Raw genomic sequence first — 23,250 nt, forward strand, 5'->3', positions numbered from 1 at the left:
AATTTCTAGCCGCTTTTACTCAAACTCAGACGTAGATAGTGAGTTAATTTTTTTTAATCCTATTTTTCAAAAACTTAATAACTTTTTTTAAAAACTATATTTTTGTTTTACGCTCTTTTTTCACCTGATACATTCTTGCATCGGCTTCATGGATTAATGTTGTTGCATCAATATACCCTCCAACATGATCGGTTTGTTTGACACCGATACTCAAGCTAATTGAAGGTTCTATTTGGCGAATATATTGCTCCAAACGAGGTACAAAACTCTCTATCGCTTGAGACTCTGTACATCTTGGGAAAATGATACAAAATTCATCACCTCCGCATCGAAAACAATGATCATCAAGTCGAGCAACATAGCGAATACCATCTGCTACTATTTTTAAAATTTGATCGCCACGTGGGTGCCCAAATGTATCGTTGATCATTTTGAAATCATTAATATCAATAAATACCACCGTCACAGGTTCTAAAGTATGTTCAGCCGTACATATAGTTGCATTCAAAATACTATTTAAATGTCGAACATTCAGTAAACCTGTCAGAGGATCAGTTTGTGACAATGCTTCCATTTGTTGTGCGCGATCTTCGAGGACATTGGCATATTGTTCAATTTTCTCTTTAGACGATTTGATTTCACTGACTAAACTCCAAACATAGGTTTCAACAACTAAAGAAATATCAAACATGAATAGTTTTTCTAGAGTTTGCACAACTTGATGATATTCATCTGTATGTCCAATTTGCTCATACACCAAAGTCATTAATCTAGTTTTGAGATGATAAATCGCCGATAAATATAATTTGGGTTCTACACCGATCCGCTTATGCACTAAACCAATCCTTAGACGGTTGTTAACGTAATTGGCATCATAAGTCCCAGAAAATAACTCAGTGACGTATTGTCGTTGCGCACGTTGTAAACGAGATAAGGTATCTACATCTCCAATCAAAGTTGCAATTTCGGCTACTGAAGTTTGTTGTTGATAAAACTCCATCACAACTTGATCAAATAAAGGCTCAAGCTTTATACCTAATTGAACCAACTGGAGAAGTTCTTTATTCGTCAACGACAATAAAGATTTTCGATATTCTATTTCCTCTGAGGAAATATGCATTTGTTGCATCAAGGTTTGGTCTGTTGGATTCATCCTGACACCTCTCATCCCCAAACAAGATTATCGAGAATCGAATTGGATTGATTTTTCAGTTCTATCTTGTTCTAAGTGTGCAAACCATCTTTAGTTAAATTCTAGCCTTTATTTTCACTTTCCACTTCAAGCATTAACTAACATTTTTTGTCAGCTGATGACGGTGTTTAAATATGAAAAATAAATGCTGTGAATGTTTAAAAGAACCACAGCTTCCCTATTTCAAGGTTCTAGCGCTAAATGTGATTTTCTTCTCAAAATGCAGCAAGAAATAGACCAAAATAAAGAATTTGCCTTTGAACAAATAAAATTTAATATCTATTCCTTTAAGAAAGCACATATTCCACAGTAAATAAGCGTTCTAGATAAATTTATTGTTGTAAGTACTTATGAAGATTATTTTATTCATTTCAGCATTTTTTATTTACAATCATCATTATAAACAACAATAAACCATTGATTTAAAATAATTAAAATCACAAAAAGTTATCCATCAAAACAATAGATGACCCTAGCGTCACGGCTTGATACAACTTGTTATGTTCTTTTTGGATATAGTTATCGTAAGATTAGCGAAGCATTTTGTGTGCCTATATCCACACACACGCTTTTATGACATCAACTCAGAATCCTCCACAACAAGGGAGATCAGGCATGATCCACGCTGGCAATGCCATTACCGTCCAAATGCTTGCGGACGGAATTGCAGAATTCCGCTTTGACTTACAAGGTGAGTCGGTTAATAAATTTAACCGTGCAACCATTGAAGACTTCCAAGCAGCAATTGCTGCAGTTAAAGCCAATAACGATATTAAAGGCTTAGTTGTTACTTCTGGAAAATCAACATTTATCGTTGGTGCTGACATTACTGAATTCGGCGACAATTTCGCTGCTGGTGAACAAGCAATCATTGATTGGCTTATGCCTGTACACGAAATCTTCAATAGCTTTGAAGATTTAGAAATGCCTAAAGTTGCTGCGATCAATGGCATGGCGCTTGGTGGCGGTTTTGAAATGTGCTTAGTGTGTGACTACCGTGTCATGTCTGAGCAAGCTCAAGTTGGCTTACCAGAAATCAAACTCGGTATCTATCCTGGTTTTGGTGGTAGCGTACGTTTAAGCCGTTTAATCGGTATCGACAATGCCGTTGAATGGATGGCAATGGCGAATCCTAAGAAGCCAGCTGCTGCACTGAAAGATGGTGCTGTAGATGCGGTTGTTGCTGCTGACAAACTTCAAGAAGCTGCTGTTGACTTAGTTAAACAAGCCATTGCTGGTCGTTTGAACTGGAAAGCAAAACGTCAAGAAAAATTAGACGCGATTAAATTGAACCCACTTGAACAAATGATGGCGTTCAATACAGCAAAAGGTGCGGTACTTGCAAAAGCAAACCCTGCTCAATACCCTGCGCCAAAATTATTACTTGACTCATTACAAGCAGGTGCAAGCCTTCCACGTAATGAAGCACTTCAAGCTGAAGCGGCTGGTTTTGCAAAAGCAGCCATTACACCACAAGCAAATGCGTTAATTGGTCTATTCATCAATGACCAAGTGGTGAAGAAAACTTCGAAGAAATATGAAAAAGGTGCACACCCTGTAAACCAAGCGGCTGTATTGGGCGCGGGTATCATGGGTGGTGGTATTGCTTACCAAGCGGCAAGCAAAGGCACACCAATCATCATGAAAGACATTGGTAATCCGCAACTTGCTTTGGGTATGAAAGAAGCCAATGGCTTACTCACCAAACAAGTTGAACGTAAGAAGATGAAACCTGCTCAAATGGGTGAAACTCTTGCGCGCATCCGCCCTACTTTAAGCTATGACGAGTTTAAAGAAGTGGACATCGTGATTGAAGCAGTAACTGAAAATCCAAAAGTAAAAGGCATTGTACTTGCTGAAACTGAGAAGAATGTTCGTGACAACACGATCATTGCTTCAAATACTTCAACAATTTCAATCACACGTTTGGCTGAAAACCTACAACGTCCTGAAAACTTCGTGGGTATGCACTTCTTTAACCCAGTACACATGATGCCATTGGTAGAAGTGATCCGTGGTGAGAAGACTTCGGCTGAAGCGATTGCGACCACGGTTGTTCTTGCTCAGAAAATGGGTAAAACACCAATCGTTGTGAACGACTGCCCAGGTTTCCTTGTAAACCGCGTCTTGTTCCCTTACTTCGGTGCATTTGACCTTCTATTGAAAGACGGTGCTGACTTCCAACAAGTCGACAAAGTGATGGAAAAATTCGGCTGGCCTATGGGTCCTGCTTACCTAATCGACGTTGTTGGTATCGACACGGGCGTTCACGGTGCAGAAGTGATGGCTGAAGGTTTCCCTGACCGTATGAAGCCAGACTTCAAAGGTTCAATCGAAATCATGTACGAAAACAAACGTTTGGGTCAAAAGAACGACGTTGGTTTCTACAAATACGAACTTGACCGTAAAGGCAAAAAAGCCAAAGTGGTTGATCCAACTGCGTATGAGCTTGTTGCTACTGTGGCAACTGCAGAAAAACGCGAGTTTGATGCTCAAGAAATCATTGACCGTATGATGCTTGCTTTCTGTAACGAAACTGTTCGTTGCCTAGAAGACAACATCGTAGCGACTGCTTCTGAAGCAGACATGGCGATGATTATGGGTGTAGGTTTCCCTCCATTCCGTGGTGGTCCATGCCGTTACATCGACCAAACTGGTGTTGCTGAATACGTTGCACTTTGCGACAAATACGCACACTTAGGTAAGGCTTATGAAGCGCCACAAATGTTGCGTGACATGGCTGCTAACAACAAAAAATTCTACGGTTAAGGAGCGACGTGAATGGCTACTTTAAATCCACGTGACGTTGTGATTGTTGATGGCGTTCGTTCTGCCATGGGCAAATCACGTAACGGTATGTTCCGCAATGTTCGTGCCGACAGTTTATCTGCTGAATTAGTACGTGCACTTGTTGCTCGTAACCAGTTTGATACCAATGAAGTTGAAGACATCATTTGGGGCTGTGTAAACCAAACTTTAGAGCAAGGTATGAACATTGCTCGTAATATTGGTTTATTGGCTGACATTCCAAAAACTGCTGGCGGTCAAACAGTAAACCGTCTCTGTGGTTCTTCAATGCAAGCAATCCACACAGCTGCTGCACAGATTGCGACCAACCAAGGTGACATCTTCATCATCGGTGGTGTAGAGCATATGGGTCACGTAGGTATGATGCACGGCATCGACCTTAACCCTGAAGCATCTAAACACTATGCAAAAGCATCGAACATGATGGGCTTAACTGCTGAAATGTTAGGTCGTATGAACGGTATCTCTCGTGAAGAACAAGATGCTTTCGGTGTTGAATCTCACCGTCGTGCTTGGGCTGCAACACAAGAAGGTCGTTTCAAAAACGAAATCGTGGGTGTTGAAGGTCACGATGCTAATGGCTTCAAAGTCCTTTGCGACATCGATGAAGTCATTCGTCCTGATGCAAACCTTGAAGCATTCAAAGCATTGAAACCTGTTTTCGATCCTAAAGGTGGTTCAGTAACAGCAGCAACTTCTTCTGCTCTTTCTGACGGTGCATCTGCAATGTTGTTGATGTCAGCTGAACGTGCTGCATCTTTAGGTTTAAAACCTCGTGCTGTGATTCGCTCTATGGCGATTGCAGGTTGTGATGCTGCGATCATGGGTTACGGTCCAGTTCCAGCAACTCAAAAAGCGCTTAAACGTGCTGGTTTAACGATGGCGGATATCCAAACGATCGAATTAAACGAAGCATTTGCTGCTCAAGGCTTATCAGTCATGAAAGGCTTAGGCGTTTATGACAAACAAGACATCATCAACTTGAATGGTGGTGCGATTGCATTAGGTCACCCATTAGGCTGTTCTGGTGCTCGTATCACAACAACATTGTTGAACGTGATGGAACAACAAGATACTCAAATCGGTCTTGCGACCATGTGTATCGGTCTTGGTCAAGGTATCGCGACAATTATCGAACGTGTTTAATCGACACTGAGATAAAGAGAAAATCCCCGCTATATGCGGGGATTTTTATCTTATTCAATGATATAAGCTATGGTTGTCTAAAATCTTTTAAACCATTTTGAATTTGCTGCTGTAATAGCAAAATATCATTCAAATTGACTTTAATCGAACCATCACGAATGCCATCAATATTGTTTCGATTTATATTAAGTGGCTCTAATATTTTAAATACACCATTAGTTGGATCAGATGATTGAAAACCTGAGGCCACCGCTAGAATATACTCTTGTAACCCAGGTGAAACTTGAGATAAGCCTGACTGCACCTTTGGTTCAAATTCAACTGCACTGATATTCTCAGGAATTTCTGCATTCTGCATATCAGTATGAGTTTTATAAATACGATGCTGAAGTGCTTGACGTACTTTTTTATCTTCTTGAAATGGAGTGGGTCCTACAACTTCTTCACGTAATTCAGATTCAGCCATAATACGAATGGTTGGTAAAGTTTCAACCTCTTCGGCATGTACTGCTGAAAATCCAACCAAAGTAAATGCCATCATCAGCGCTGATCGTTTTAGAAAGTTCATCACTTGCTCCAAAAATCATTCACCATAAACATTGAATAAAAATAGCTATAAATTAAGCCTACAATAAAGTGATATTGAATTCTGTATCACTCTGATAAACGGTAAATAGGATTATTTTTTTGAACGTAAGATAAAATGAGCGAATCAAACAATGTGTCTGATCTTTGTAAAATGAATAGATAAAAGAGGAAAAAATCTCGCATAAGCTCGTTTTTTTGATTACTGTGCTCGAGTGAATTTATAAATATTGATTATTTTATATACTTTAAAAAGTGATTAGGAGAAATGGATGATTTCAACTCTAATTAAAATGACTACAGCAATATCGATTACAGGATTATGTTTAGCAGGTTGTGCAACCAAAACCCTTATTACCAAAGACAGTAAAGCTTATATTCGCACAACCAAGGTTACTTTGGTTGAAGATAGTGTCATTGCATTTGGAAGACCTGCTCAACAATCTGCAAATTTACCTAAAGATAGTCTCGTAATCGCAGGGCAAAAGAATAGCTATATCCTTACCCAAGGTGGATCTCAATTTGTGAGTTTAATCACAAAGCTCGACCCCAAAAATATTCAAATTACACGTGAGCTAAGCTTTTATTCTGAAAAAAATGATGGCAATTTTTCAGGCACACTCCCCCTTTCATATATAAAACTAAAAGAAGACTTGAGCAAAAAAGATTTAGAGTTTTTCATTGAGAATGGTGCGAGAGAATGTTCTTCTTCAAGTGATGAACGTATGCAAGCTCAACGCTTCTGTTTCGATATCAAACTCGCTGGTGTTGTTTATCCTACTGCAAATAATCTAAGCTCACTCAAAGCATTAAGTAAGCCTTACCAAATCTCTATCTATACCAATAAAGAAGAAAGTTATAAATCAAAATCAGGTATGAATCCTTTGGAAAAACTGGTATTGCTCCCTTTTGCCGTGGCGATTGATGTGGTGAGTCTACCTTTCCAAGCAGCAGAAAAGATCTTTGATTAAGCTTAAGCTCGAACTCAGTCATGCAATGATGTATACAAGGCATCATTGCATCACGAAATTATAATTCTTCATCTAATACTGCAACATTGTTTTGCTTAATTTTATCCATCTTCTGATTTAATCTGAGCACATCTTGATAAAGCGCATTAAACTTTTTGACTTGTGCTGTTTCCTTAAAAAGAATCTTGTTATCTTCTCTTTGCCAAGGATCAGTTTTTAACATATCAAACATCGCTTGTGCTTTCTCAATCACGTGTTGTTCAATCGGAAAAATGTCATGCGCCTTGTCTGTTTTCAGGTTATTTTGCAGTTTTTCTTGTAAAGATTTTCTCATTTCATGATGAATGGCGAGATTTTTTGCTTGTTCAAGTGAATCTGCCTGTATTTTCTGTCTCTTTATTCCATATTCAGTCGAGATTTTTCGCACATCCTGAAGCATCTTTTCAGTCTCACGATAACTTTTTTGACGGTCTAGATCTAAACGTTCGACATCTAGAAAAGTATCCCAATTTGCTGCTTTGAGTTGTCTTAAATAAGCGTTTCTTGCCTCAACATTTTGCATCCAATAACTAAGTAGAAACTCGGACATCAACTTATAATCACCAGATAAACGATCATCATGTACGTTGAGTTGTATAGGCTTGCTCCAATCCTGCGCTTGATCATAGAGCCCACGCATTTTTTCAGCCATAACAATTTCAAACATTTGTTCGGTATTGGCTGCATTTTGCTTTAAGCGATATTGATAGAAAAAGAATGTACCCAAACAAATCACGACGGCAGTTAAAAATAATAAAAAACGGCGCATATAGCCTCCAAGTATATTTATATTTTTTATGTTTTGACTTTAAGCTTAATCAGTCAAACATAGACTGTTAATTGATTTTTATTTCATTTTTCGTAACGGAGCATTACATTTTCATCGCTTTAAATTTCGTACTTTCGCCCCTATTATCAAATCAACTGAAATTGTAGAGATATGCCATGCGCGTAGATATTTGGTCAGATGTCGTTTGCCCTTTTTGTTATATTGGGAAAAAGCGTCTTGAACATGTTGCTGAACAAGCAGGAATTGAGCTTGATATTCATTGGCATAGCTTTGAACTCGATCCAGATGCACCTGCCAAACATGAGACTTCGAATACGGAACGCTTAGCAAAGAAATATGGGCGTAGCTTTGCTGACATGGAAGAAATGGAACGTAATGTTGCGGCTATGGCAGCGACTGAAGGCATTGATTTTCAATGGCAAAAAGCCAATTCAGGCAACAGCTTTAATGCACACCGTATTATCCATTTGGCTCAAAGCAAAGGTTTGGGTAACGAAGCAAAAGAAGCTTTTTTTCATGCTTATATGACTGAAGGTCTTGCAATTGGTGAACGTGAAGTGGTTGAAGAAATCGCTTCACGGATTGGTTTGGATCATGCTGAAGTCGAGTATGTATTGAATTCAGATGAACTGGCAGATTTTGTTCGCCATGATGAAAAAATTGCACATGAGCAATTAAATGTAACGGGTGTACCCTTTTTTGTTTTTGATCAAAAACTAGCACTTTCAGGCGCACAACCGCGTGAAATTTTCTTACAGGCATTACAACAAGCTCAATCCGCTTCTACAGAAGAAGTTCAGCAAACAGATGCGGCTCAATGTAGCGATGATCAATGCGAAATTAAGCCCTAACAAGCTAGCTAAAATACAAGCTTCAGCAACTGTCTGAAGCTTGTGTGCAGCGAACTATTCAAACTAGATGTGATGGTTACGTCACCTATTATCTTAAAAAGCATACCGTTTATCTCTAGTGGTAAATTCTGTAACAAACTAAGTATTTTATTGATCAACTTTTAACTAAAAAAAATGTGATTAAAATCACACTAAAGCGATAGATTTATAGATATACTTCCCCAGTGCGATCTATTTATCCGATTTATTGTTTTAAAATGTTGATACTTTGAAAGCCAAAACATGATCAAAATCTCTATTTGGAATAACTAAATGAGATTTTTTACTAACTTGCAGTCTATAGATTTTGCATATTTTTCTTCTATAATCGTCATAAAGTGACATTCTTTTGTTATGAAAATTCAAGAGTTACAAGCCCTGATAAATGGTCAGATTCAACCCGAACAAATATGTATTGAGCAACTTGTAGCCTTGGCTAGACAGCATAATTTGACGAATACATCTGAATACAAACTGTTAGATGATGCTGTGAATATTGTACTTATTCATTATTTAAAACAGGCTCAAGCCTATCTCTAAGGAAACTATCAATGGACGTATTAGAGAAAGCATTATTGGTTGATGAGCTCAAACATCTGATTGTTGGGCTAAACAACGATAAAAACTCACTTTTTGAGATCGCAAAATCAAAGCAACGTATTAAGGATATTTGTGCTTCTTGTGACGATCCATTGTTTCAAGAACAACTCACTCCATTTAAAGAATTTATTCAACAAGAAGAATTTTCGGCTGAAGAATTAGAAAGCTTTGGGTATGCACTCACTTATCGCGGAACATTTAAATTTATGGGGCATGTTGAACATGCTTTATTTGCATCAGGCGACATGGGATGGGCAGCTTTACGTCAGTCACAGCATTGGCAAATTTGGGTTATTCGTCCTGCATTGTCTTTTATAAAGAGCCCTTGGTTTACATCTACTCGACAAGCACTTGAATGGATTCAAACGAGTACAAGTGATTATATAAAAACAGATGATGAACTCAAAAGTCTTATTCCTGTTTTAGAGCCAATTCATCAAACTTCAACAAATTTATCATTAGATTCAAATCAGACAATTCACAAGGACAGATTATCTGCTATGAGAGAAGAAACTGCGAATTTTGAAGCACAACTCGAAGCAATTATTCAGGAAAGAATTCAATCTGTACCCAATACTCCAACACCAAGTATTCCAACGGTCGCAAAGCCTAAACCAAGTTTTAGACAAAATGTGCGTCCTGTTGCAAATCTAAATAAAGCGAAACCTGTTGCACTAAAAGATTTTAATTTAGATGGACTCGTATGTCGCTTAGAGCGTATCGATCCTAAAACATTTCCATCTTTATATCGTGTAGAGCTACACGATGAGATTAATCAAAATATTAAAATTGATTGGTTATATTTAAAAGCTGAGAATGACGTTCAACCTGTTTGGGAAACAGCTCAAATCTTTGTTGCTGAACAGCTTTATGCTCAAGGACAGTTTTCACATTATGTCGTCCTTATTGGTACTCATAGTGTCGAATATGCTGCAACAATCTTACAAGCTTATACAGACAAACGTCATACTCAAACAAGCTCGATTCATCAAACAGACTGGGTTATTTTTAAACAACATTACCACCAACATGAAACACTATTTAATGAATGCATCATGAATGGTCATACAGTTTGGCAACGTGATGAAGATGCTTATCCATATATTCCAGCATCATTTATCAATACACAGAAGTTCATTCCTTTTGATGAAACAGCGGCTAATTTCCTTACACCAATTATTCTGTTAAAAGAACGTCAAAAAATTCGTGTGATACATGGCTTAGAACGCATCAAACTTTCCTCTGAAGACCAAGCCTATCCATTCTTATTACTTGATCGTACAAATGGCTATACATGGCAATTGATTCGACAAGTGATTAGTAGTTTAGCTCAACCGATCTCAGTCCACGCCTTGTATGATGCTTTAGCTAAGGCGGACGTTTCAGCATAACAAAAATCTATCACAAGATTTATATAGCCACATTCATCTCAGAATGTGGCTTATTTTTTTAAAGTTTATTTGTATAGCTCTCTGATAAATTGCTGTTTTTTGTGTCTAAATATTGATTTTAATAACGAAATAATAAAGAGTGAAAAGAAGAACAATATATAAGCTTAAATTATGAATACTTTTTTAAAAACGGTCCCTATCGCCCTTGTTCCAACACTTTTGGCTCTTCCATTCGGCGTAATAACTCAAGCCACTTACGCCACTGAAGAAACATCCGTTCAGGGTGAACAAGCTCATGCATCAGAGTCGGCAAATCTATTAAGTTATATACCTAAATGGGTCGATGCTACACCCACTATACTTCCTGAACAATCTGATCAACCTATCGTTCCACCAACTTCAGAAACCGAAGATAGAACATGGATTGATCGCAAACAAAAAGATATTCGGAATTGGGCAGACCGAACTTCTGTCAAAATTGATGATTGGTTTGGAGATGTAGATCCAGAAAAGCCTGCTTCAGCTACCATTCGGGTCTTGGTTGATAATTATTGGAATAAATATGATCAATATGAGGTTAAACCTCGTATTCGTGGAAAAATCAAACTACCAACTTTAGAAAAAAAGTTCAGTGTGGTTTTTGGTGATGACTCGCTTGATGATGAGTTTGACAACAATGTTGCCAATACCAACACTCAACCGAATCAAGATCCTGATAAAAAATTTGATTCAAAACAAACTAGAGACAGTAATGGATCAATCGCATTACGTTGGTCAAATTTCTCCAAACGACTACCATTTGATACCGATGCAGATATCGGTATTCGCTCTGGTGATGATGTTTATTTACGTTTGAGAGCAAAAAAATATTGGGATTTAGATCATGACTTTAATTTCAATGCTGAACAAATCTATCGCTATGGCAGTAAAAGTGAAAACTATCTTCGAACAAATTTAGAACTGATTCACGCACGCCCAAACCAACCTTTTTTATCAAATCAGCTCAGTTTGACCTATGCTGATACACAAGATGATGATTTAAGATGGGACAACCGTACATTCCGCCAACACCAATTTTTCGCACACAATAGTTTTAAGTACGGTATTTACACGGGTGGCTATTACGATAACAACGATTTACGTCTAAATAGTTGGGGACCTTTTGTATCTTGGCGACAACCTCTGTGGCGTGAATGGTTTTATGTGCAGGGCGATCTGAACTATTTCAATGACCACCGCGAAGACCGTAGTCATTATGTCAGCACGTTCATTCGTCTTGAAACGTTGTTCTGATGAAAATATCAGCACAACTGTGGATAGCTTTAATGTTATCCATAAAAACAAAAACCTCTGACGAATCAGAGGTTTTTATTATTTAATGGCTCACTTATTTCAATAACAGGCTATTGATACGTTTTACATAAGCCGCAGGGTCTTCTGGCAGGCCACCCTCAGCAATTACCGCCTGATCAAAAATCACGTTGGCAAGGTCATCAAACTGCGCTGAGCTTTCCAGTTTTTTCACCAATGGATGTTCAGGGTTAATTTCCAGCGTTGGCTTGCTTTCAGGAACAGCCTGACCTGCCTGTTTCAGCATACGGATCAACTGTGGAGAAAGCTCACCCTCACTGGTGACCAAACATGCTGGTGAATCCACCAAACGTGTCGTTACTCGCACTTCTTTGGTTTTGTCTTTCAATGAGCTGCTTAAACGCTCCACCACAGGTTTAAATTGTTCAGCGGCTTCCTCAAGCGCCTTTTTCTCATCCGCATCCTGTAGATCACCAAGATCAACTGCACCTTTAGACACGTTCTGTAATGGCGTACCATCAAACTCAAAGACAAAATTCATTGCCCACTCATCAACACGATCTGCCATGAGTAAAACTTCAATGCCTTTCTTCTTGAATACTTCAAGTTGTGGTGAGTTTTTCGCAGCCGTTAAATTATCCGCAGTCACGTAATAAATCGCTTTCTGCCCTTCTTTCATACGTGACTTATAATCAGCAAAAGAAGTACTGATCTCATCATGATTTGAAGTTGCATAACGCAATAACTTCAAGATACGCTCACGATTACCCGTGTCTTCACCTAAACCTTCTTTTAATACCGAACCAAACTCAGTGTAGAAAGCTTTAAATTTCTCTTGGTCTTTTTCATCTTCCGACTTTGCTAAACCATCCAATAAAGTCAAGACACGACGCGCATTGCCTTCACGAATGGTTTTCACATCACGGCTTTCTTGAAGTAATTCACGGCTGACATTTAATGGTAAATCAGCACTATCGACCACGCCTTGTACAAAACGTAAATAGTTTGGAATGAGGTTGTCTGCTTCATCCAAAATGAATACACGCTTCACATACAATTTGATGCCCGCTTTTGCTTCACGTGTAAACAGATCTTGTTTAGCCTGACTTGGGATATACAGCAACTGAGTATATTCAGTGCTACCTTCCACGCGGTTATGCGCCCATGCCAAAGGCTCTGCGAAATCGTGGCTCAGATTTTTATAAAAGTCGATGTATTGCTCATCAGTGATTTCGCTCTTACTACGTGTCCATAATGCGCTAGCAGAGTTAATGGCTTCCCATTCATCCGTCTTCACCATCTGACCGCCTTTAGGCTCTTCACCTTCAGCGACTTCCTCTTCTTGCCAGATTTCTTTTTGCATTTCGATTGGCAAGCTGATGTGATCTGAATACTTATTGATGATTTGTTTAACTTTCCACGACTCTAAATAGTCGAGTGCATCATCACGTAAATGCAAGATGATATCGGTACCACGGCTTGCTTTCTCAATTGTTTGAACTTCGAACTCGCCCGTTCCACCACTGATCCAACGCACACCTTCGGCAGCATCCAGACCTGCACGGCGCGACTCCACCGTGATTTTATCGGCAACAATAAAGCCAGAATAAAAACCAACACCAAATTGACCAATTAACTGTGCATCTGCTTTCTGATCACCACTTAACTTGGACATAAAATCTTTAGTGCCCGATTTTGCAATCGTACCAAGATTCTCTATCGCCTCTTGTTGGCTCAAACCAATACCATTATCGGAAATAGTTAAAGTTTTATTCTCTTTATCCAAGCTCACACGAACATGCAAGTTGGCATCATTTTCATAATATTCAGGGTGATTAATTCCTTCAAAACGCAGCTTATCGCAGGCATCCGATGCATTGGAAATCAGTTCACGCAGGAAAATTTCAGGATTGGAATACAGGGAATGCGTCACCAAATGTAATAACTGAGCAACTTCAGCTTGGAAACTATAATTTTTTGAGGCTTGTTCACTCATAAATCACTCCTTATCTTGAGGCTTATATATTTGGAATGATTTATGAATGGTGCATATCTTGAATATTTCAATCCTTGTGTTTTATTTTTTCAGTTAAAAAATGCACAAAAGAACAATTAGAATGGTCCTTGGCTCAATATACGTGTTTGTAGAAGTTGATCCAATTGCTGTTGTCTTTGTGCATATGCACGACGAAGACAAGAGGTATTTGCTGCACATGAATTACGCTGTTTCAACCATTGGAATTGCTTATCTTTTTCTGCATCACGTCCTCCCATAGGTAGTGCGTGCAAAATAATCTGGTAAGTTGTTGCCAGTTTTACATCCGCATCATTTAAACCACGATCATTACAAATCTGTTGTTCCGATTTCAATTTTGCAGCTTTGCATGAGAAACTGGCGGCATGGGTTTGAGATAAAATGAGTAATGACATAAGAAATAATGCTGAGCTTAATAATTTTTTCATCACCGATCACAACTTATTAAAAACTAGTTCTTAGCTTACCGCACGCTCTTTTTAGGCTTGTATCTGTTTTATATTACGATTGTAAAATAAAAAACCTCACGATTTGTGAGGTTTCTTTAAATCTAAATCGTCTTAGAACTTATAGCTATAGCCCAAAGTATAGACCATTGGATTTAGGTCTAAATCAAACTTCGTACCATTAACCAACTTCACTTCAGGGCTAAGATCTGCATATCGAACATCCATATATACACCCCAGTTTTTAGCGTCAGCAGGTTGGAAATTAAAACCTAACTGACCAGCAAAACCATAAGTATTTTTCACGTCATCAACTAAGCCCTTTTCGTGCCATGCAATGAAGGCTGTACCACCAACACCAATATATGGAGTAAATCGAGTTGAATTCTTAAAGTTATATTTTGCTGTGATTGTCGGTGGTAATTGACGAACACTTGCAACTTTCTCACCATTTAATAGAACATCGTGATTAATTGGGTTAGCAAGCAAAACCTCAGCTGAAAAAGGCGTATCACCAAAGAAATATTCTACTGAAGGTGTAAATGCGAATTCATGATCACCTTTAACTACAACACCTGGAGCTAATGTTGTATCTGCAGTTGGCGCAATAACACTACCACCGACCTTAACCTGAAAACCACCTGCAAACGCAGTTGATGATAACCCCAATAATGTAATAACTAATAATTTTTTTAGCATTTAAAAAAACCTCTTTAATCAAAATTTCAACCTATATTTAATAATAATCATGTCTTTTTATTTTATGCAATACATATTAATTCCGACCAATTTAATTATTTTTACAAATATCTGATTAACAACAATATAAATTTGTAAAGATATGTAATTATTTATAAATCAAACTAATTTACTATGATTAACCAATTGAAAACCAAGTGTTTTTATCAGAATTAACCAGCTTAAATATATATTTAAAATAAATCTTTTAAAGTATAAACTAAATAAATTTAGTTTTATTACAAAATAGAATGAGAACTTAATATAATAAACAGGAATAAAAAGACAAAAAATTTCACTTTATTTCTTCTATGATAAATAAATAGAAACTATTCATATCAAGGTGGTTTAAAATAAATATAGTTATTATTTAATAAGCATAATTATTATATTTAATATAAATGATATTTTATTATTTCTTAATATAAAAAATGGTTCCTTATGGAACCATTCTCTATTCATTATAAAACCATTGCTGCGATCCAGCCAAAAATAAGTAGCGGGATATTAAAATGTATAAATGTTGGCACTACAGTATCCCAAATATGATCATGTTGACCATCTACACCTAGTCCTGCTGTAGGTCCTAATGTTGAATCTGAGGCAGGCGAACCTGCATCACCTAATGCAGCAGCAGTACCAATCAATGCAATTGTCGCCAAAGGTGAGAATCCAAATTGTACGCAGAGTGGCACATAAATCACCGCCAGCACAGGCACACTTGAGAAAGATGAACCAATACCGATCGTGACAAACAAGCCAATAAATAGCATCAAGAACGCAGCTAAAGCATGATTATCACCAATGATATGTACAACGCCATTCACTAGATGAGCAATGTCGCCTGTATGCGTCATGACTGAAGCAAAACCTGCCGCGGAAATCATGATAAAACCAACTAAGGCCATCATTCGCATCCCTTGCACAAACACATCATCAGCTTCTTGCCATTTAAAGATGCCAGAAGCGGATAACACAGCAAAACCAACAAGGCCACCTAAAATCATCGAACCTGAATACAACTGCGCAACTAAGGTTAAACCGATTGCAAGTAACGCCATAAGCATGGTTTTTTTGGAAATATAAGGTACATTTTCAGCTTCATGCTTCAACTCTTCAGCATCCGCCTTGAGGTCATATTCAGCTTGTGTTGTTGCTCGTAGTGGTTTATCCAAATCAATGCTTGTAACGGGTGAAATTGATCGATCAACATATTCACGGGGCTTACGATAACTAATAAACACAGCGACTAAAGTACCTAAAACCATACCCAAAACAGGTATCGCCATGCCAATAGGCATCATGCTACGTTCTACATGCAAACCATATGCAGCCCCAATTTTATTGATATTCCCCATCAAAATTTGTTCAAGGAAAATGGCACCAAAGCCCACAGGTAAGAAGATATATGTTCCAACTAAACCCAACGTCAGTACACATGCTGCCGCACGTCGATCAAGCTTGAGGTGATTCATCACTTTTAACAATGGCGGAACCAATACAGGAATAAAAGCAATATGAACTGGGATTAGATTTTGAGAGAAAATTGCAGCGATGAGTAAAATCGTTAATAAAAGATATTTCACTTTTTTTTCTTGATTTTTACTGGCTTCCATTCCTAATAAACCAATCAGTTTATGTGCAAGTAAATCTGGTAAACCAGATTTAGATAATGCTAAGGCAAAAGCACCTAGAACAGCATAAGCCAAAGCGACTTCAGCACCATCTCCCAGTCCTGCATTAAAAGCTTCTACAGTTTGAGAAAGGCTCAGTCCAGCAACCAAACCACCAATAATGGCTGATATGACCAAAGTGAGAACAACAGAAACGCGTGCCAGTGACAAAATAAACATCACGGCAATCGCAATTACGACAGCATTCATGGACAAAATTTAGGAGCAAAAAGAAAGGCGACATTCTAGCAGATTCATTGTATAGAAGATGAAAATGTCGCCAAATTGCAATCTGTTTTAAGTGATTTTTATTTTGATTAATCCGCTAAAGCCTTAAACAGTCTGGCGTTTTACAAAATGACGGATTAGTTCAGCAATTTTGGTTGGCTTACTTAGAACTGCCCAGTGGTTGGCATCAAGTTCAACATATTCCAAGTTTTCAACCCATTTTGGCATTGATTCCGTAATGTACTCAGGGCTAACAAATGCATCGCGTTTTAATACAATCGCCTGTACAGGACATTGAGCATAGCGTTGGCGTGGTTGAGCCAGTGAAGGAATAAAGTTAGCACGATACAAATTAATACCGTATTTACCATCTGACACAATATTTGCATTTAATGGCAAATTTTGTTTTTTCTCTAAGCCACTTAAAATCTTACCCCACTTTTCTGGACTAAAGAAAGTCCATACGGTTGGAGCAACTAATGGCAAATGGAAAGCACCAATATACCAAGATTTAGTCAGCATTTTCAGTACATTACTTGGTGCAGATTTAAACTTTTCACGCAAATATAAAGAAGCATGATCCAAGCAAGGGCCTGAGATTGTTGTATAAGATAGTAAACGACCTTTTAACTTAGGTTCAGTTACTGATTCCCAAGACTGTAAAGAACCCCAGTCATGCGCTGCCATGTGGAAATTGCGGTTGGGTAACACTTGATCAACGACTTCTTGTAAATCCAAAGATAAACGCGGTAATCGATAGTCTTTAATACGCTTTGGAATTGATGACAAACCTGCACCACGAACATCGTAAGTAACGACATAATAGTCATCAACCAATTGCTCAATAATCGGCTCCCATACTTCTTGATTATCGGGATAACCATGTACTAACACCAATGGTGTTTTCTTTTCATCACCCCATATTTTGACACAGAGGCTTTGTTGGTCAGAAGTGGTTACTGTTTTTACTTGTGCTTGCATAATTTTTTCCCATTTTGTTTTCTATCGGCTTGGTTATAAAACAGCCATTGCCAGCGATGCACTAAAAATGATACTTATGGAGTATGAATAGCGTTGCAAGAAAAAAAATTGACCATGAAAGACTTTTTCAAAAAAATTCGAACCATTCCAGCGATTTCTAAATTTATGCTGAATCATTATTCCCCTTATCGCGGGGCAGGAATCACAATTGAAACCATTGATATGGACAATTACCACATCCGTGTCAAAATGCCGCTCACCCGAAAAAACCGTAACATTGTTGGGACACATTTTGGTGGAAGTTTATACTCAATGGTTGACCCATTTTATATGCTGATGCTCATGCATCATTTAGGCCATAAATATATTGTGTGGGATAAAAGTGCCTCGATTAATTTCCTGTCACCAGGTCGCAGCACCGTCTATGCCGATATACAGCTCAGTGCCACTGAAATTGCGGAAATTAAGCAATTGGCTGAAAATCATGAACCTTTACTTCGATCATATACTTTAAATATTGTGGATGAAGCTGGTACTCGGATCGCAGAAGTCGAGAAAACCTTATACATTCGTAGAAAAAAGGCTAAAGCTACTACTTAATCTATATAGCTAGATAAAAAATGCCTGAGAGGAATCACAGGCATTTTTTATTACGAAATTAGAAATTATTTCTTTTCTTGGATGGCAGCACCTGCACCACCACCGATCGCACCACCAATTGCGGCACCAGAATCACCACCTAATAACGCTTTACCTACAACTGAACCAATACCTGCTCCAATAGCACTACTTGTAGTCGTACGGCTACTACCACCTTGGGTATTTGCCCCTACACCAGCACCAGCTGCTGCACCTACACCCGCACCTAGACCACCACCAACATGGTTACCAACACCACCACCTACTGCACCACCTAAGGCTGCTGCACCTATACGCTGGTCTGATGCGCTCATATTTTGACAACCTGTAAACATAACCGTTGATATGACTAAAGCAGAAACAACACCAATCGTTTTTTTCATGACGGATACTCTCCTGTTCTGTATGTTAAAAATAATAATCTTCTTTTATGTGGACTTTGATCATGTTATGTAATTTGAGTTAGCTAATGCTTTAATATTTGTAAATTTAAACTCAATTTTAAACCAATAAAAAAAGCACCCGAAGGTGCTTTTTTTGAATCAACTCATAATTAGAATTGATCTGAATTTAACGCTTGGCTAAACGCTTGATCAACTTCACTGAAATCATTGTGAAGTTCAAACTCAGCAGCTTCCGCTTCTTGACGACGACGTTCTAGGTGATACGCAAGACCTGTACCAGCAGGAATCAAACGACCAACAACAACGTTTTCTTTCAAGCCACGTAAATCATCTTCTTTACCTGTTACAGCCGCTTCAGTTAACACACGTGTTGTTTCCTGGAACGATGCAGCAGAGATGAACGAGTCAGTAGAAAGCGACGCTTTGGTAATACCCATCAATTGACGTTCAAACTTCGCAGGGAACTTGTTCTGAGCCAAGACAGCTTGGTTCTCTTGAACAACACGGATGTAATCCACTTGTTCGCCTTTAATAAAGCTTGTATCGCCACCATCAGTGATTTCAACTTTACGCAACATTTGACGTACGACGACTTCAATGTGCTTATCGTTGATTTTTACACCTTGGAGACGGTAAACGTCTTGAACTTCGTTCACGATGTAGTTTGTTAAAGCAACTTCGCCTTTCAAACGTAAGATGTCATGTGGGTTTTGTGGACCATCAGAAATGGTTTCACCACGGTTCACATGCTCACCCTCGAACACGTTGATTTGACGCCATTTAGGAATCAACTCTTCGTAGATCTCTGAACCATCATCAGGTGTGATCACTAAACGGTTCTTACCTTTGGTCTCTTTACCAAAGCTTACGATACCAGACACTTCTGCCAAAATCGCATGCTCTTTTGGTTTACGTGCTTCAAACAAGTCTGCAACGCGTGGAAGACCACCGGTAATATCACGAGTACGCGAAGATTCTTGTGGTACACGACCGATTACATCACCCACACCAATCGTTTCGCCATCACGGACAGTCACGATTGTATTTTGTGGCAAGAAGTAGAACTGTTCGCCGCCATCTGTTGTATCCAACACGATCGCAGGACGTAAATCTTTACCAGACGCAGGACGTGCTGTTACTGGCAAGATTTCAACAGTCGTCATACCTGTTGCATCATCAGTCTTAGAGGTTGCAGTTACACCATCAGCGATTTGGCTGAAACGTGCTTTACCCGCAACTTCTGTAACAAGTGGATGTGTATGTGGATCCCAAGTCGCTACGATACCGCCAGCTTCTACAGTCTCACCATCTTTCAACAAGATGCTGGCACCGTAAGGAAGTTTATAACGCTCACGCTCACGACCTAAGTCATCCGCAATACCAATTTCACCTGAACGAGAAACTGACACTAAGTGACCTTTGGCATGTTGTACAGTTTTCACATTGTGGAAACGTACAGTACCTTTGTTACGTACTTGAACGCTGTTCGCAGCAGAAGTTCGGCTCGCAGCACCACCAACGTGGAACGTACGCATCGTTAACTGTGTACCAGGTTCACCAATTGACTGAGCAGCCATTACACCGACTGATTCACCTGGATTCACCAAGTGACCACGTGCAAGGTCACGACCATAACAACGAGCACACACACCGAATGTAGATTCACATGCAATTACTGAGCGTACTTTAACTTCATCGACACCCGCTTCTTCAAGCTGAGCTGCGATTTTCTCGTCAATAAGTGTACCGCGAGGTAATACAACTTCGTCATCAGATGCACGACGTACATCTTCAGCCGTTACACGACCTAATACGCGGTCACGTAATGGCTCGATGACATCACCACCTTGAATGAATGGAGTCATCACTAAACCACCCGCTGTACCACAGTCAGGTTCAGTAATTACTAAGTCTTGTGCTACGTCTACTAGACGACGAGTCAAGTAACCAGAGTTTGCTGTTTTTAAAGCTGTATCGGCCAAACCTTTACGCGCACCGTGTGTTGAAATGAAGTACTGAAGTACTGTCAAGCCTTCACGGAAGTTTGCTTTAATCGGTGTCTCAATGATCGAGCCATCTGGCTTCGCCATCAAACCACGCATACCCGCTAACTGACGAATCTGAGCTGCCGAACCACGGGCACCCGAGTCAGACATCATGTAGATACTGTTGAATGATTTCTGCTTCTCATCTTCACCTTGCTTGTTTTTCACAAGGGTATAAGACAGGTTATCCATCATTGCTTTCGCAACCTGGTCATTGGTACGCGCCCAAATATCGACCACTTTGTTATAGCGCTCACCCGCAGTTACGAAACCTTGCTCAAACTGTTGTTCGATTTCACGAACTTCTGTTTCAGCTTTGTCAATAATGACTTGTTTCGTTGGTGGGATCAACATGTCTTCCATACCAACAGATACACCTGAACGCGTCGCTTGACGGAAGCCCAAATACATCAATTGGTCAGCGAAGATAACAGTATCTTTCAAACCAAGTTTACGGTAGCAAGAGTTGATTAACTTAGAGATGTTCTTTTTAGTCATCTCAAGGTTGATCATATCAAAGCTTAAACCTTGTGGAACAACTTCCCAAAGTAAGCAACGACCTGGTGTTGTATCAACGATAATCGTTTGCTGTTCACGTTCACCATTTTCATTGATCACAGTTTGGTGTACACGTACTTTTACACGTGCGTGAATCGCTACTTTACCCGTTGCCAATGCGCGGTTTACTTCGTGAGTATCCGCAAACACCATGCCTTCACCCTTGGCATTTACTGCATCACGTGTGATGTAGTAAAGACCCAATACAACGTCCTGAGAAGGAACGATGATTGGCTCACCGTTGGCTGGCGACAAGATGTTGTTTGTTGACATCATCAATGCACGAGCTTCAAGCTGCGCTTCCAATGTCAATGGAACGTGTACCGCCATTTGGTCACCATCGAAGTCGGCGTTAAACGCAGCACATACGAGTGGGTGAAGACGGATCGCCTTACCTTCAATCAGAATCGGTTCAAATGCTTGAAGACCTAAACGGTGAAGTGTTGGCGCACGGTTCAACATTACTGGATGTTGACGAATTACAGAAGCAAGAACGTCCCAAACTTCTGGAGTCTCACGCTCAACCATTTTCTTCGCAGCTTTAATGGTTGTTGCTTGACCAGATGCTTGTAGTTTCGCGAAGATAAATGGTTTGAATAATTCAAGCGCCATTTTCTTCGGAAGACCACATTGGTGAAGGCGTAAAGTAGGACCTACGGTAATTACCGAACGACCAGAATAGTCAACACGTTTACCAAGTAAGTTTTGACGGAAACGACCTTGTTTACCTTTGATCATATCAGCCAAAGATTTCAATGGACGTTTGTTCGAACCTGTAATCGCACGACCACGACGACCGTTATCAAGCAATGCATCAACAGACTCTTGTAACATACGTTTTTCGTTACGTACGATAATGTCTGGTGCAGCAAGATCAAGAAGACGTTTCAAACGGTTGTTACGGTTGATCACACGACGATATAGATCGTTTAAGTCTGAAGTCGCGAAACGACCACCTTCAAGTGGTACAAGCGGACGTAAGTCTGGTGGAAGTACTGGAAGTACATTCATCACCATCCATTCAGGCTTATTGTTTGATTCTTTGAATGCTTCCATCAACTTCAAACGTTTAGACGCTTTTTTAAGTTTCGTCTCTGAAGTCGTTTGTGGAATCTCTTCACGTAAACGAGCAATTTCAGCTTCAAGATCGATGTCTTTCAACAAGTCTTGAACAGCTTCTGCACCCATTTTCGCTGTGAATTCATCACCGTGCTCTTCAAGTGCATTGTAGTATTCTTCATCCGTTAAAAGTTGATACTTTTCAAACGGAGTCATACCAGGATCAGTAACGACATAAGATTCGAAATATAATACGCGCTCGATATCACGTAATGTCATATCAAGAAGTAAACCAATACGGCTCGGTAATGATTTCAAGAACCAAATGTGTGCAACTGGAGAAGCAAGTTCAATGTGACCCATACGTTCACGACGAACTTTAGCAGTCGTTACTTCAACGCCACATTTTTCACAAATGACGCCTTTATATTTCATACGCTTGTATTTACCACACAAGCATTCGTAATCTTTTACTGGACCAAAGATTTTGGCACAGAACAAACCGTCACGTTCAGGTTTAAAAGTACGGTAGTTAATGGTTTCAGGCTTTTTAACTTCACCGTGAGACCATGACTTAATCATCTCTGGTGACGCAAGACCAATACGGATACGGTCAAATTCAATCGGTGCATGACCTTCTGAATCCGTTTTCTTACGCATGATATCGAGCAAGTCTTTCAATTTTTTTCTCCGTGTGTCGGGGAGCTACGCTCTCCCGACT

18 protein-coding genes are annotated in these 23,250 nt (G+C 39.2%); 8 read left to right on the forward strand and 10 right to left on the reverse strand.

Annotation, left to right across the window (positions count from 1 at the left end; translation table 11 throughout):
• Positions 1–94: 94 nt before the first annotated feature.
• Positions 95–1,153, reverse strand: coding sequence for a diguanylate cyclase (locus tag CDG55_RS13580; RefSeq protein ID WP_087537487.1), 1,059 nt, complete (start codon positions 1,151–1,153; stop codon positions 95–97).
• Between the two features lie 654 nt (positions 1,154–1,807).
• Here CDG55_RS13580 and fadB point away from each other — a divergent pair.
• Both fadB and fadA read left to right on the forward strand, forming a co-directional pair.
• Positions 1,808–3,961 (forward strand): fatty acid oxidation complex subunit alpha FadB, encoded by a 2,154-nt coding sequence (gene fadB / locus CDG55_RS13585; RefSeq protein ID WP_111313935.1) that lies wholly within the window; start codon positions 1,808–1,810, stop codon positions 3,959–3,961.
• Between the two features lie 12 nt (positions 3,962–3,973).
• A complete protein-coding gene (fadA, locus tag CDG55_RS13590) occupies positions 3,974–5,146 on the forward strand; it encodes an acetyl-CoA C-acyltransferase FadA (RefSeq protein ID WP_111313929.1) in 1,173 nt (390 codons plus the stop codon).
• Positions 5,147–5,213: 67 nt separating this feature from the next.
• Here the strand turns inward: fadA and CDG55_RS13595 are convergent, their stop codons facing one another.
• The gene (locus tag CDG55_RS13595) at positions 5,214–5,714 is read right to left on the reverse strand and encodes a hypothetical protein (protein WP_087537427.1); all 501 of its coding nucleotides are present in this window, start codon (positions 5,712–5,714) and stop codon (positions 5,214–5,216) included.
• A gap of 289 nt (positions 5,715–6,003) precedes the next feature.
• Here CDG55_RS13595 and CDG55_RS13600 point away from each other — a divergent pair, with 289 nt between their 5' ends.
• Positions 6,004–6,702 carry a hypothetical protein gene (locus CDG55_RS13600; RefSeq protein WP_087537426.1) on the forward strand — a complete coding sequence of 233 codons (699 nt, stop codon included), beginning with the start codon at positions 6,004–6,006 and terminating at the stop codon, positions 6,700–6,702.
• Between the two features lie 58 nt (positions 6,703–6,760).
• Here the strand turns inward: CDG55_RS13600 and CDG55_RS13605 are convergent, their stop codons facing one another.
• Complete coding sequence (locus tag CDG55_RS13605) at positions 6,761–7,510, reverse strand: hypothetical protein (protein ID WP_087537425.1); 750 nt, start codon at positions 7,508–7,510, stop codon at positions 6,761–6,763.
• A 176-nt stretch (positions 7,511–7,686) separates the two neighbouring features.
• Between CDG55_RS13605 and CDG55_RS13610 the strand changes: the two genes are divergently transcribed.
• The 4 genes from CDG55_RS13610 (at position 7,687) to CDG55_RS13625 (ending at position 11,705) form a co-directional block, all read left to right on the forward strand.
• A complete protein-coding gene (locus tag CDG55_RS13610; protein ID WP_087537424.1) occupies positions 7,687–8,382 on the forward strand; it encodes a DsbA family oxidoreductase in 696 nt (231 codons plus the stop codon).
• 393 nt (positions 8,383–8,775) lie between these two features.
• A complete protein-coding gene (locus CDG55_RS13615) occupies positions 8,776–8,961 on the forward strand; it encodes a hypothetical protein (RefSeq protein WP_005163017.1) in 186 nt (61 codons plus the stop codon).
• Between the two features lie 11 nt (positions 8,962–8,972).
• Positions 8,973–10,412, forward strand: a complete 1,440-nt coding sequence (locus CDG55_RS13620; RefSeq protein ID WP_087537423.1) for a hypothetical protein — start codon at positions 8,973–8,975, stop codon at positions 10,410–10,412.
• Positions 10,413–10,583: 171 nt separating this feature from the next.
• Positions 10,584–11,705: a hypothetical protein gene (locus CDG55_RS13625; protein ID WP_087537422.1), complete on the forward strand. Its 1,122-nt coding sequence runs from the start codon at positions 10,584–10,586 to the stop codon at positions 11,703–11,705.
• A gap of 94 nt (positions 11,706–11,799) precedes the next feature.
• Here CDG55_RS13625 and htpG read toward each other — a convergent pair whose 3' ends face one another.
• From htpG to CDG55_RS13650, 5 genes are all read right to left on the reverse strand, one after another.
• Positions 11,800–13,719 (reverse strand): molecular chaperone HtpG, encoded by a 1,920-nt coding sequence (gene htpG / locus CDG55_RS13630; RefSeq protein ID WP_087537421.1) that lies wholly within the window; start codon positions 13,717–13,719, stop codon positions 11,800–11,802.
• 116 nt (positions 13,720–13,835) lie between these two features.
• Positions 13,836–14,186, reverse strand: coding sequence for a lysozyme inhibitor LprI family protein (locus CDG55_RS13635; protein WP_050042044.1), 351 nt, complete (start codon positions 14,184–14,186; stop codon positions 13,836–13,838).
• Between the two features lie 132 nt (positions 14,187–14,318).
• Positions 14,319–14,903, reverse strand: a complete 585-nt coding sequence (locus CDG55_RS13640; RefSeq protein ID WP_005163031.1) for an OmpW/AlkL family protein — start codon at positions 14,901–14,903, stop codon at positions 14,319–14,321.
• A gap of 500 nt (positions 14,904–15,403) precedes the next feature.
• Positions 15,404–16,825 (reverse strand): Na+/H+ antiporter family protein, encoded by a 1,422-nt coding sequence (locus CDG55_RS13645; RefSeq protein ID WP_087537420.1) that lies wholly within the window; start codon positions 16,823–16,825, stop codon positions 15,404–15,406.
• A 123-nt stretch (positions 16,826–16,948) separates the two neighbouring features.
• Positions 16,949–17,824 carry an alpha/beta fold hydrolase gene (locus CDG55_RS13650; RefSeq protein WP_087537419.1) on the reverse strand — a complete coding sequence of 292 codons (876 nt, stop codon included), beginning with the start codon at positions 17,822–17,824 and terminating at the stop codon, positions 16,949–16,951.
• 114 nt (positions 17,825–17,938) lie between these two features.
• Between CDG55_RS13650 and CDG55_RS13655 the strand changes: the two genes are divergently transcribed.
• Positions 17,939–18,424 carry a DUF4442 domain-containing protein gene (locus tag CDG55_RS13655; RefSeq protein ID WP_087537429.1) on the forward strand — a complete coding sequence of 162 codons (486 nt, stop codon included), beginning with the start codon at positions 17,939–17,941 and terminating at the stop codon, positions 18,422–18,424.
• A 65-nt stretch (positions 18,425–18,489) separates the two neighbouring features.
• Here the strand turns inward: CDG55_RS13655 and CDG55_RS13660 are convergent, their stop codons facing one another.
• Both CDG55_RS13660 and rpoC read right to left on the reverse strand, forming a co-directional pair.
• Positions 18,490–18,846: a hypothetical protein gene (locus CDG55_RS13660; protein WP_004916926.1), complete on the reverse strand. Its 357-nt coding sequence runs from the start codon at positions 18,844–18,846 to the stop codon at positions 18,490–18,492.
• A 170-nt stretch (positions 18,847–19,016) separates the two neighbouring features.
• Positions 19,017–23,210, reverse strand: coding sequence for a DNA-directed RNA polymerase subunit beta' (rpoC, locus tag CDG55_RS13665; protein ID WP_004916929.1), 4,194 nt, complete (start codon positions 23,208–23,210; stop codon positions 19,017–19,019).
• Positions 23,211–23,250: the final 40 nt, after the last annotated feature.

The sequence above is a fragment of the Acinetobacter sp. WCHA45 genome (assembly GCF_002165255.2).
In the GTDB taxonomy this organism is placed as follows: Bacteria; Pseudomonadota; Gammaproteobacteria; order Pseudomonadales; family Moraxellaceae; genus Acinetobacter.